The following is a 10,809-nucleotide window of genomic DNA, read 5'->3' as shown; positions in this document are numbered from 1 at the left end:
CGCCCGAATCGCGCGAGCCCCCATGGGGGCTCCTGAGGACCAGATCAGTCCTGCGCTTGCACCCGAATCCTCCGTCAGTAAACCAACCACAACCAACCCGGCTGTCTCATTTTGACCTTACAGCGACGGGGGGCAGGTCAGGGTCAGAACGACGGTGAGGAATATGGCCCAGAAAATTTCCATGTTGGTTTGTGACGCCTGAGCTTTCTTTGCCTATTCGTTTACGATGAGCCACGGCCGGGCGCCAGCCCGGACGTTGGCTCGGGCACCTGGTTCGCCCTCTTCTTTTCGAATCGAGCTACGATTTTGCCATCGCGCACCAAGACCAGCAGCTCTCTGTCCGCTGACACCAGAAGCTCCCCGCTTTGACTGTGGCTCATCTGCTCGGACGTCACCTCAAATGCTACATAGGCCGTAGCACCAGCATCCATGCCTGAGAGGGCCTGCTTGATGGCATGCGCATCAAACTCAGAACGAATAACGCCCTTCTTGCTCAGCGGTCCGACTACGTCCCACTCAACTCCGAGGTCTTTCTTCGCAACCGCAGCACCGAGATCGGCTTCTTGCTTCGTGCTAGTCGAACAACCTGCAGAAACGCAGATGGCACAAAGAAGCAGGAGGGCACTTTTCATCTTCTGGCGAACGTCCTCAGTCAGACACGGAGGGGAGCGTCAGCTCCCCGGAGTTGTCTGTGATGAGCTGGATCGCCCTTCTTCATTTTACTTTCTTGGGTTTCCCATCCGGGCCAACCGTCTCGGAAAAATCTTCTTTCGTGAAGAGCTGAATCGGCCGACGGGCGTCGATGACCATCTTCAGGACTTCCATCGAATTCGGAGGCGAATCGCCCTCGGGATTCGCACGGTAAAACCAAACCACGCCTTTCTTTTCGGCGTGGGCTGCGAGCTTCGCGGGCACCTCCGAGAGCTTCGTGCTCGCGCCATCGAGCAGGATCGCTCCATCGGCTCGGATGATAATCTTCAACACGACGGACGGATCAAAATCCGGCTTCTTGTCGGCGGCGGTCAAACCAACGGAGGCCAGTAACAGGGCAAGGAGGTAGCGGAGCGGTTTCATTCTTCCGGCGATCGTCAAAGCTCAGCCATGACGCGCCACAACATCAGCTTCATCTCGGAAATCAGGTCCGCTGCGCGTCATTGGCTGTGGCGGCTTGTTGGGCCTTCTTCTGTTTTTCCGCAAGCCGGATAAAATTCCTTTGAAAGCGACCAAACTCCACGAAGGCAAAATTCACCATGAGGGCCACCGTAAAAACCAAATTTCCGTCAACGGACGACGCCTTCATCGCCGCAAAATAACTAAGAGCCAGTAACCATATGCCACCCAATCCATCCAATAAGACATCTATCGTCTTCCAATTCTTGATCGCGGTTTCCCTGACGATTACCGCCATGCTGATCATCCGCTTTATCAACCAAGAAGCGACCTCTTTGAAAGATACGCTCACCACGGCAATTATCGCGGTTTTTATCAGTTCTTCTTTGTCCATTGGAAGATGGTTAGAGAGGCGAAGCTTTCTGCCCAACGTCACCGATGAGACACGCGCGGGCGAGCGTGGAGTGAGCCCTTTTGAACTACGGAAAATGCAGAGCGGAGACGGAGCATACGATTTAGGTCACATCCCGCGCGTTGTTCTCTGACGGTCTGGATCGGCCTCATTCTGTCTGCTCTTTGTAAACTGCCAAATCACCATGGGCAGCACCAACGCTCCAAACGCGGCACCCAGCATCTGCCAGATAGCTAGCGTGATAATGTCATTGTGGGAATTGCCTTTCCCTTGGGCGTGTAGGACTGCGACGCAGATCTGTGAAGCGAGGAAGAACCCCGAGACCAAACCTGCCGGGATTGCCGCGACAACTTTCGCCCAACGAATGACGCTCTTGGAATTCATCTTCCGCCGATCGATTGAAGTCAGCCACGGAGGGCAGCGTCAGCTGCCCGGAGTTGGCTGTGATGGCTGGATCGGCTCTTCATCTCTGAGGATTTAGGACCTTCCAGCCCCGCTCCGTCTTTGCGACGAGAATCTTCTGGGTGACCGACTCGCCATCCGGCCATGTGCACAACTCAGTGACTGCGCAAATGCCAGGCTCCACTTCTTCCTTCGTGGGGAAGGTGGAAACAACACCTGTCATGTCAGGGAATCCCTTCCGCGCGTGATGATCACGGAACGAAAGCTCGAGAACGTGCGCCGTCTGATGAATCAGGCTTGGGGCAACCGCGGGCTCGTTCTTTTCGCGACGAATGCGCTCCAAGAGCAATCGTGCTTCGATCTGGAAATCCTTGGCTGCGACAGCGGCATCAATGTCCTTTTTTCGATACGCGTCTTCAAGCAGCAGGATCGCTTCCTCAGGCGTGGTGCAGCTATGCATGGTATTACGCCGATCGTTTGAGGTCAGCCACGCAGGGGAGCGTCAGCTCCCCGGAGTTGGCTGTGCCGATTTGTTGGGCCTCTTCTTTTCTGCCTTCTTCAATCCGTTCTGGGCAAAAATCTCATCGAATGCTTTCTCCGCGTCAGCGGTCATGGGAAATTGGGTGACGTCCTTATCCACGCGGATAATCCCCTGCAAACACTCGAAGCAGAGCACAATCTCGACATGCCTGCCTTTGATTTGCGCTCGAAGCGCATGCCGGGGTTCGAAACACTCGTAGGTCTCCTCGGGAGCTTCACGAATCGACTTTCGGAGAGCTGCAACCATGCGCTCTATCTCCTCCTTCTTCTGGGTGCGCGAACGTCCGGTGATAGTCGCGCCATCAATAGCTGCATCGCCCTCCTTGAAACGGGCGGGATCGAGAGAAATGATCTCAAACTCAGAAACTCCCGCCACAGCCGCGTCGAATATCCTCAGGACATCCGCTGGCTCAAGGACGACCAACTCGTTGCCGGAATCATCCTTGAATCTCTTTTCTGCGTGCGCGGAGCCGACGAAAATCGAGAAGGCGAACAATATGAGGAATCGGTTCATGGTGTTGCCCAACGTCCGCAATCAGACACGGAGGGGCAAAGCCCCGGAGTTGTCTGTAGTGCGCTTGTTAGCCCTCTTCTTCATAGCTGTTCGATAGCTCGTGCCGCAGATTCGCCTCTAAATCATCGAGGCTTACAAGAACGGAGCTACCGGGGCCAACCGGAAATATCGCGGCGGCAACGCCGTCTGCTCGCATGCCTGGAAGCCAGCGATCAAGAAAAGCACCAAGCTCGATTTCCTTGGGGACATAAGAGGACCAATCTGCCGTCCGAAAGCGTGAGGCATAAATTTCGTGCGGCCAAAATGGAATCCACTTCTTGTCGCCATCGCCGAGGCTGGCCCAGCCACCGTCGTGAAGACCCCAGACTTTCCGGGTATCGCATACGCGATGAATAAAATACTCATACCGCTTCTTACCGTCGGCACCGAGCATAGCCTCGACTTCTTTTTCTTTAGGGAGCCACGCCATGGGAATTTCTTCGGCTAACGTTTCAGATCAGCCACGCGGGCCGAGCGAAGACGGAGTTTCGGATGCGGGTGAATCGTCCGAAGTAGGACGGCTGCCCGCGTTGTGCTGTGGCGGCTGGTTCGGCTCTCCTTTTGATGTCACGGTAATGCCATCCGACTCGCCGAGTAATGTGAATCTTCCGTCAGGACTCTTCAGCTCGATGCTCTCCTTCTTCTCATCCCGCGAAGAAACAGGAATCCGCTCGCCCGCAATCGGCCCGATGCCAATCGCTACGCCGTCTTCTGGGTAAGCGAGGGCTGGGTCACGTGCGACTCGCTGCCAGCTCTCGACCGCGAAGACTCCGCGCCCAGAGTGCGACACGGTGAGGAGAAATCTTCCTGACGCGTCAAAGCCGAGTGCTACAAGGCCACCGATCATGAGATGCGTGGGCTTCTTCATAGCTTTGCCGAACGTCAACGCTCAGCCACAGGTGCGATAGCACCTGTTGGCTGTGGCAACTGGATCGCCTTTCTTTTCATGCGCTCAATAACGATTAAATGCCGTTCAATTATCGCGGATAGAATCTTGGTATCCCTTGACGCCGGCATACGCGCTTCTCGCGCGTCCGTCTGGGGCACGGGAATTGACATCACACCACCGCAAGAATTCATCCACATCACAATAAACCTTACGAAGGTTGATTCCGCGCTTCTTAAGCTCTGCTACCATATTCTCCGCTCTGGAAAGCCAGCCATTGTAGCCGCCTACAAAGCCGTCCTCATCTACGCACGCCTTCTTGAATCTGAGGAAGGCGGCCTCATCTTGATACCAGATACCGTAGTGGAGGAATGTCTGCTTAGACATAGCGATTCTTCGGCGATCGTCACCGATGAGACACGCGCGGGCGAGCGTGGAGTGAGCCCTTTTGAACTACGGGAGATGCTGAGCGGAGAAGGCACATACGATTTAGGTCACATCCCGCGCGTTGTTCTCTGGCGGTCTGGATCGGCCTTTTTCTTCTCTTCGGGCCAGCGCAAGTCTTCGCCCATGTAGCCACCTTCATTCACAGTCGCACGATCAGAGGTCCACATCCTCCAGGCGAAGACAACGGTCAGTATCAGAAAAATCGCGGTAATCTCTTTCCACTCTTTTGGGGCTGCATAGATAAAGCCGGCCCAGCCAATCCAAAGAAGGACGAGCAACGCGATGCAGAGCTTCTTGAAGAATGAGCGACGCATTACAGTTCTTCCGCCGATCAGTATATTCAACGTAACTGAGTTGATGATAACAATATCGTGGCCCGGGGAGGGATGAGGGCTTATAAGTCGCTGGAGATCAATAACCGATTCGCGTGGGTTGAGCTTTTGCGCGCCGATTTTTACCGGCGTAAACCTCAACTCGTGGGCTGCTTCACGAACGCGCTCACGAAGTCGTGGACGGGCATCGACTCCAGTTTCGGGCGGTCGGCGAAGAGGGACATGAGGTGCGTGGCCTTGTCTTTGCCGTAGTGGGCCGCGAAGGCGGTTTGGGCTTTTTGTTGGAGGACCGGAATGCCCTCGGAGCGGCGGCGGCGGTGGCCGATGGGGTAGTGGACTTCGATGCGGTCCGTCTTCGAGCCGTCCTTGAAGACGACTTGGATGGCGTTGGCGATGGAGCGCTTTTCCGGGTCGAGGTAGTCGCGGCTGTATTGCTTGTCCTCGGTGACGACCATCTTGGCGCGGAGGGCGTCGATGCGCGGGTCGGCGGCGATTTTGTCCTCGTAGTGGTCGGCGGTGAGCTCGCCGAAGATGAGGCCGATGGCGGCCATGTATTGGAGGCAGTGGTCGCGGTCGGCCGGGTTGTGGAGCGGACCGGACTTGTCGATGATGCGGATGGCCGACTCGTGCGTGGTCATCTCGATGCGTTCGATCTGGTCGAGGCGGTCGCGCACGAGCGGGTGGAGCTGCATCGCGCATTCGACGGCGGTCTGCGCGTGGAATTCGGCGGGGAAGGAAATTTTAAAGAGGACGTGCTCCATCACGTAGCTGCCGAGCGGGCGCGCGAGTTTGACGGGGTTGCCCTTGAAGGAAACGTCCTGGAAGCCCCACGTCTTGGCGGTGAGGACGGACGGGTAACCCATCTCGCCGGTCAGCGCGATGAGCGCGAGGCGGACGGCGCGGCTGGTGGCGTCGCCGGCGGCCCAAGATTTGCGCGAGCCGGTGTTGGGCGCGTGGCGGTAAGTGCGCAGCGCGGAGCCGTCGAGCCAGGCGTGCGAAATGGCGTTGATGACCTGCTCGCGCGTGCCGCCGAGCATGGCGGCGGTGACGGCGGTGGAGGCCATGCGGACGAGGAGGACGTGATCGAGGCCGACGCGGTTGAAGGAGTTTTCGAGCGCGAGGACGCCTTGGATTTCGTGGGCTTTGATCATGAAGGTCAGGAGATCCCTGACCTTCAGTTGAGAGTTGAGAGCTGAGAGTTGAGAGCCGAACGCCGCCGGCTGAACGCCGGCCGCCAGGTTGCGATTGATCCAGTCGGCGGTGGCCAGGATGGCGCCGAGGTTGTCGGAGGGGTGGCCCCATTCGGCGGCGAGCCAGGTGTCGTTGAAGTCGAGCCAGCGGACGATCGCGCCGATGTTGAAGGCGCCTTGCACGGGATCGAGTTCGTAGCTCGTGCCGGGGACGCGCGTGCCGTTGACGATCGAGGTGCCCGGGACAACAGGGCCGAGGAGCTTGGTGCAGGCCGGGTAGGCGAGGGCCATGATGCCGCAGGCGAGCGTGTCGGCAAGGCACCAGCGCGCGGTGTCGTAGGCTTCGTCGCTCGTGATGCGGGCGTTGAGCGCGTAGTCGGCGAGGTCGACGAGGAGTTGGTCGGGAGCGGGACGGACGTTGGAGATGTGGGAGGACATTAACGGAGGACGGAGAACGGATGACGGAGGGCGGAGCGACAGCTCGTTCTCGCTCTCTTGCTCGTTCTCTTGGGGGCGTGGCTTTTGAGAATGAGAAAGAGAACGAGGAACGAGAACGATTGGGAATCAGCGTTGGTCGAGCGGCGGGAGCGGGCGGTCGGCTGGGCCGGTGTAGTTCGCGCTGGGGCGGATGATCTTGCCGTCGGCGCGTTGCTCGATGACGTGCGCGGCCCAGCCGGCGGTGCGGGCGATGACGAACAGCGGCGTGAACATGGCGGTGGGCACGCCCATCTCGTGGTAGGCGACGGCGCTATACCAATCGAGATTCGGGAACATTTTCTTCTCGTTCCAGAGGAGCGTCTCGATGCGCTCGGCGATGTTGAAAACGTTGAGGTCGCCGCGCTCGGTGCAGAGTTCGCGGGCGATTTCCTTGATGATGGCGTTGCGCGGGTCGCTGACGGTGTAGACGGGGTGACCGAAGCCGATGACGATTTCCTTGCGCGCCATGCGGGCGCGGATGTCGGCCTCGGCTTCGTCGGGCGTGCGGTAGCGTTGCTGGATCTCGAAGGCGACTTCGTTGGCGCCGCCGTGCTTCGGGCCGCGCAGCGCGCCGATGGCTCCGGTGATGCAGCCGTAGAGACCGGAGCCGGTGCCGGCGATGACACGCGCGGTGAAGGTCGAGGCGTTGAATTCGTGCTCGGCGTAGAGGATCAGCGAGCGGTCGAGCGCGCGGACGTGCGAGGGTTGCGGGGCGCGCTGGTGGAGCAGGCGGAGGAAATGCGCGGCAATGGTCTCGTCGGCGGTCTCGACGTCGATGCGTTTGCCGGTCGTGGCGAAGTGGTGCCAGTAGAGCAGCATCGACGGGAACGACGCGATGAGCTGGTCGGCGATCCGGCGCGCGACGACGGGATCCTTCGGACCGCTGCCGTCGGGCGCGGAGGGCTCGGTATCCATCGCGCCCATCGCGGAGCAGCCGGTGCGCAACACGCCCATCGGGTGTGAGCGCGCGGGGAGTTGCTCGAGGATGGCGCGGAGCGGCGCGGAGAGGCCGCGGAGCGAGGCGAGGTGCTTCTTGTAGGCGGCGAGCTCGGCGGCGTTGGGCAGGCGCTCGTGGATAAGGAGGTGCGCGATTTCCTCGTAGGTCGCGTGGCGTGCGAGGTCGGCGATGTCGTAGCCGCGGTAATGCAGGTCGTTGCCCGAGTGGCCGACGGTGCAGATCGCGGTGTTGCCGGCGACGACGCCAGAAAGCGCGACTGATTTCTTGGCTTTGGGCGCGACGCTGGTCGTGGAGGTTTGAGCGGAGGCGGGGGTATCGGTGCTCATCGTGGGGAGAGGTTAACGCGGGCCGCGGGCGCGGCTCACTTTTCCTTGGGCGGGGTGTAGCCGAGGGAGGTGTAGAGGTCGGCGCGGGTTTGCATGCGCGGGACGACGGCTTGCTGCGTGCCGTCGCGGCGGAGCGTCGTGTAGAATTCCTGCGCGGCCGATGCGGCCATGCGCGAGGCGCCGAGCGGATACAGCGCCATGGCGATGCCGGCGGAGCGGAGCTGCTCGAGCGTGAAGTAGGGCGTCTTGCCGAACTCGGTGAGGTTGGCGAGGACCGGGACTTTGATCGCGGCGGTGAATGCGCGGTAGTCGTCCAGCGTGTGGAGCGCCTCGGCAAAAATCATGTCGGCGCCGGCGTCGACATAGGCGCGGGCGCGGGCGATGGCGCCGTCGACGCCTTCGTTCGCGGCGGCGTCGGTGCGCGCCATGACGACGAAGCTCGCATCGGGTTTGCCGGCGACGGCGGCGCGGACGCGCTCGACCATCTCGCCGGTTGATACGAGGTGTTTGCCGGGCAAGTGGCCGCAGACTTTGGCGGGAATCTGGTCCTCGATGTGGACGGCGGCGACGCCGGCGGCGGCCATTTCGCGGACGGCTTCGGTCGGGTCGTCCCAACCGGTGTCGATGTCGACGAGCAGCGGCAGTTGCACGCGGCGCGTGATGCGGCGGGCGTCGATCAGGACGTCGGCGAGGGTGGTGAGGCCGGTGTCGGGCCAGCCGCAGGAGTGATTCGCGACGCCGGCGCCTGAGAGGTAGAGCGCGCGGAAGCCCGCGCGTTCGGCGAGGAGCGCGGCGTAGGCGTTGAGCGTGCCGGCGATCTGGAGCGGGGATTCGGCAGCGAGAGCGGCGCGGAAATTTTGTCCGGGCGAGGGCATGGCAGTGGAGAAGACGGGCGCGGCGTTCGTGAGGCCGCGAGGGGTAGCGCGAAAGTTGATCACGTCGCGCGTTCTGTCGAGGGTCCCGGACGGCCGAAGCGCGCGTTAGTCGGGACGATAATACCGGGTCGTGAACGGCTTAAGGACGCGGCGACGAGGAGCGCGGAGGCGAGTTGGCGGCTTGCCGGCGGCGCGGCGCGCAGGCAAATTATTGCCATGCCGCCTCACGCGCCGGTGCGCCCGCCGGAGTTCATCTCGCAACAGGTTTCCGCGGCGCGCCGCTTCTACCTGAACTTGAATCCGCGGCGCGCGCGCGGGTTGACGGTGGTGTGCGGCGGCTGGGAGGAATGCGCGGCGGACTACCGGATCGAGCGGGCGGATTTTCCCTATCTGTCGCTGGAACTGGTGGCGGCGGGCCGGGGCGAGTTGCGGCTCGCAGGGCAACGGCATGTGCTCGGGCCGGGGAGCGTGTTCACTTACGGCCCCGGCGTGCCGCATGAGATCCGGACGTCGGTGGACGCGCCGCTGGGAAAATATTTCGTGAACTTCGTCGGCGAGGAAGCGCGGGCGCTGCTGCGCGCGCGACAGCTCTCGCCCGGCGGCGTCGTGACGCTCGGCTCGCCCGCGGACGTGCGGGTGGCGTTCGACGGACTCATCCGGCTCGGCGGACGGCTCGACGCGCACACGGCGCGCGCGGTGGCGCTGCAATTGGAGCTGCTGATCATCGCGATCGGTCGCGCGGCGCAACCGGCCACCCCGGCGGAGCGGCTGGCGCGGGCGACGTTCGAGCGGTGCCGGGCGCATCTCGACGCGAATTTTCTGCGCTGCCGCACAATCGAGGACGCGGCGGCGGCGTGCCACGTCAACGCGTCCTACCTGTCGCGGCTGTTCCGACGATTTCAGGGCGACACGCCGTATCGTTACCTGCAGCAGCTCCAGATGCAGTGGGCGGCGGAGCGGTTGCACGCGTCGGATCGGCTGGTGCAGGAGGTGGCGGACGAACTCGGGATCGATCCGTTCCAGTTCTCGCGCGTGTTCAAGCGCGTGCACGGCGTGTCGCCTTCGGCGTTTTTGAGCGCGCGGTGAGACGGTCAGCTGGATCGCCACGGCGTGCGGCGCACGCCTCGCGATGACAGTCGTGTAAATCGCGGGGAGGGAGCCGAGGCTCCCGAGGGCAAGAATCGACAGGTGCCGGTCACGCTGAGCCATGCGCGCCGCGCCGGTTTCCTGCTAGGCTGGTCGGCGCTGTTCCGATGAGTGCCCCCCTGCATCGCCCGTTTGGCCGCACGACGCTGCGCGTGCCGCCGGTCATTTTCGGCACGAGTTGCCTCGGCAACCTCTACCAAGTCGTGCCCGACGCCACGAAGCGCGCGCTCGTCGCGGAAATGGTGAAGCACTGCCCGGCGCCGATCGTGTTGGATTCCGCGGGCAAATACGGCGCGGGGCTCGCGTTGGAGGAGATCGGCCGCGCGCTGCGCGCGTTGAACGTGCCGGCGACCGATGTCGTGATCAGCAACAAGCTCGGCTGGCGGCGGGCGCCGCTCACGGGCCCGGAGCCGACGTTCGAGCGCGGTGTGTGGGCCGGCATCGCGCACGACGCGCAGCGCGACATCAGTTACGACGGGATCTTGCGCTGCTACGAGGAAGGCAACGCGCTGCTCGGCGACGGTTGCGCGGCGCAACTGGTTTCGGTGCACGATCCGGATGAGTTTCTCGCTGCGGCGACGGACGCGGTGGACCGTGCGCGGCGGATGGAGGACATCGTCGCGGCGTATCGGGCGCTGTTCGAGTTGAAGGCGGCGGGGCGCGTGCGCGCGGTCGGCATCGGCGCGAAGGACTGGCGCGTCATCCGCGAGGTCGCGGCGCGCGTCGATCTCGATTGGGCGATGTTCGCGTGCAGCCTCACGGTCTACACGCATCCGCGCGAACTGCTCGACCTGATCGCGCAGCTGCATGCGCGTGGCGTCGGCATGGTGAACTCGGCGGTGTTTCACGCCGGCTTCCTCACGGGCGGACAGTGGTTCGACTACCGGCGCGTCGATCCGCAGCGCGACGCGGAGTTGTTCGCGTGGCGCGCGAAGTTCCAGGCGATTTGCCAGCGGTTCGGCGCGCGGCCGGCGGATGTGTGCGTGCAGTTCGGGCTGGCGGTGCCGGGCATCGCGGCGGTGGCGCTGAACACGGAGAAACCGGAACGCATCGCGGCGAACGTCGCGAGCGGCACGACGCCGATCCCGGCGGAGCTGTGGCGGGCGCTGAAGGCGGAGCGGTTGATTGCGCCGCATTTTCCCCTCGGAGACTGAC

The 10,809-nt window shown here is 62.3% G+C and carries 14 protein-coding genes; 2 read left to right on the top strand and 12 right to left on the bottom strand.

What is annotated here, in order from left to right; genetic code table 11:
• Positions 1 to 221 precede the first annotated feature (221 nt).
• The 12 genes from HZA32_21400 to prpB all read right to left on the bottom strand — a co-directional run bounded on the left by HZA32_21400 (position 222) and on the right by prpB (position 8,508).
• Entirely contained in the window at positions 222 to 632 is a 411-nt protein-coding gene (locus HZA32_21400; GenBank protein MBI5426640.1) for a hypothetical protein, read from the bottom strand.
• An 82-nt stretch (positions 633 to 714) separates the two neighbouring features.
• Positions 715 to 1,074: a hypothetical protein gene (locus HZA32_21395; protein MBI5426639.1), complete on the bottom strand. Its 360-nt coding sequence runs from the start codon at positions 1,072 to 1,074 to the stop codon at positions 715 to 717.
• Positions 1,075 to 1,135: 61 nt separating this feature from the next.
• Entirely contained in the window at positions 1,136 to 1,504 is a 369-nt protein-coding gene (locus HZA32_21390; GenBank protein MBI5426638.1) for a hypothetical protein, read from the bottom strand.
• Between the two features lie 126 nt (positions 1,505 to 1,630).
• A complete protein-coding gene (locus tag HZA32_21385) occupies positions 1,631 to 1,906 on the bottom strand; it encodes a hypothetical protein (protein ID MBI5426637.1) in 276 nt (91 codons plus the stop codon).
• Between the two features lie 79 nt (positions 1,907 to 1,985).
• Positions 1,986 to 2,384 (bottom strand): hypothetical protein, encoded by a 399-nt coding sequence (locus HZA32_21380; protein ID MBI5426636.1) that lies wholly within the window; start codon positions 2,382 to 2,384, stop codon positions 1,986 to 1,988.
• A 42-nt stretch (positions 2,385 to 2,426) separates the two neighbouring features.
• Entirely contained in the window at positions 2,427 to 2,978 is a 552-nt protein-coding gene (locus HZA32_21375) for a hypothetical protein (protein MBI5426635.1), read from the bottom strand.
• A gap of 67 nt (positions 2,979 to 3,045) precedes the next feature.
• On the bottom strand, positions 3,046 to 3,447 hold the full coding sequence (locus HZA32_21370; GenBank protein MBI5426634.1) for a DUF2750 domain-containing protein: 402 nt from the start codon (positions 3,445 to 3,447) through the stop codon (positions 3,046 to 3,048).
• A gap of 27 nt (positions 3,448 to 3,474) precedes the next feature.
• Positions 3,475 to 3,885 (bottom strand): hypothetical protein, encoded by a 411-nt coding sequence (locus tag HZA32_21365; GenBank protein MBI5426633.1) that lies wholly within the window; start codon positions 3,883 to 3,885, stop codon positions 3,475 to 3,477.
• 512 nt (positions 3,886 to 4,397) lie between these two features.
• Positions 4,398 to 4,694, bottom strand: coding sequence for a hypothetical protein (locus HZA32_21360; GenBank protein MBI5426632.1), 297 nt, complete (start codon positions 4,692 to 4,694; stop codon positions 4,398 to 4,400).
• 125 nt (positions 4,695 to 4,819) lie between these two features.
• Positions 4,820 to 6,310, bottom strand: coding sequence for a bifunctional 2-methylcitrate dehydratase/aconitate hydratase (locus tag HZA32_21355; GenBank protein ID MBI5426631.1), 1,491 nt, complete (start codon positions 6,308 to 6,310; stop codon positions 4,820 to 4,822).
• Positions 6,311 to 6,436: 126 nt separating this feature from the next.
• Entirely contained in the window at positions 6,437 to 7,633 is a 1,197-nt protein-coding gene (gene prpC, locus HZA32_21350; protein MBI5426630.1) for a 2-methylcitrate synthase, read from the bottom strand.
• A 35-nt stretch (positions 7,634 to 7,668) separates the two neighbouring features.
• Positions 7,669 to 8,508 carry a methylisocitrate lyase gene (gene prpB, locus HZA32_21345; protein MBI5426629.1) on the bottom strand — a complete coding sequence of 280 codons (840 nt, stop codon included), beginning with the start codon at positions 8,506 to 8,508 and terminating at the stop codon, positions 7,669 to 7,671.
• A 234-nt stretch (positions 8,509 to 8,742) separates the two neighbouring features.
• On the opposite strand from prpB, the gene HZA32_21340 reads away from it, so the two are divergent.
• A complete protein-coding gene (locus HZA32_21340) occupies positions 8,743 to 9,594 on the top strand; it encodes an AraC family transcriptional regulator (GenBank protein ID MBI5426628.1) in 852 nt (283 codons plus the stop codon).
• A 167-nt stretch (positions 9,595 to 9,761) separates the two neighbouring features.
• Positions 9,762 to 10,808, top strand: coding sequence for an aldo/keto reductase (locus tag HZA32_21335; protein ID MBI5426627.1), 1,047 nt, complete (start codon positions 9,762 to 9,764; stop codon positions 10,806 to 10,808).
• The last annotated feature ends 1 nt before the right edge of the window (position 10,809 follow it).

The organism is Opitutia bacterium (assembly GCA_016217545.1).
Lineage (GTDB): Bacteria > Verrucomicrobiota > Verrucomicrobiia > Opitutales > Opitutaceae > Didemnitutus.
Note: the sequence above shows the minus strand (reverse complement) of the source record. Positions and strands in the feature narration are given on the sequence as shown.

Bases quoted from the DNA above. Each gene is read 5' to 3' on its own strand.
- HZA32_21400 (MBI5426640.1), bottom strand. From the start codon at position 632: ATGAAAAGTGCCCTCCTGCTTCTTTGTGCCATCTGCGTTTCTGCAGGT.
- HZA32_21395 (MBI5426639.1), bottom strand. From the start codon at position 1,074: ATGAAACCGCTCCGCTACCTCCTTGCCCTGTTACTGGCCTCCGTTGGT.
- HZA32_21390 (MBI5426638.1), bottom strand. From the start codon at position 1,504: ATGGACAAAGAAGAACTGATAAAAACCGCGATAATTGCCGTGGTGAGC.
- HZA32_21385 (MBI5426637.1), bottom strand. From the start codon at position 1,906: ATGAATTCCAAGAGCGTCATTCGTTGGGCGAAAGTTGTCGCGGCAATC.
- HZA32_21380 (MBI5426636.1), bottom strand. From the start codon at position 2,384: ATGCATAGCTGCACCACGCCTGAGGAAGCGATCCTGCTGCTTGAAGAC.
- HZA32_21375 (MBI5426635.1), bottom strand. From the start codon at position 2,978: ATGAACCGATTCCTCATATTGTTCGCCTTCTCGATTTTCGTCGGCTCC.
- HZA32_21370 (MBI5426634.1), bottom strand. From the start codon at position 3,447: ATGGCGTGGCTCCCTAAAGAAAAAGAAGTCGAGGCTATGCTCGGTGCC.
- HZA32_21365 (MBI5426633.1), bottom strand. From the start codon at position 3,885: ATGAAGAAGCCCACGCATCTCATGATCGGTGGCCTTGTAGCACTCGGC.
- HZA32_21355 (MBI5426631.1), bottom strand. From the start codon at position 6,310: ATGTCCTCCCACATCTCCAACGTCCGTCCCGCTCCCGACCAACTCCTC.
- prpC (MBI5426630.1), bottom strand. From the start codon at position 7,633: ATGAGCACCGATACCCCCGCCTCCGCTCAAACCTCCACGACCAGCGTC.
- prpB (MBI5426629.1), bottom strand. From the start codon at position 8,508: ATGCCCTCGCCCGGACAAAATTTCCGCGCCGCTCTCGCTGCCGAATCC.
- HZA32_21335 (MBI5426627.1), top strand. From the start codon at position 9,762: ATGAGTGCCCCCCTGCATCGCCCGTTTGGCCGCACGACGCTGCGCGTG.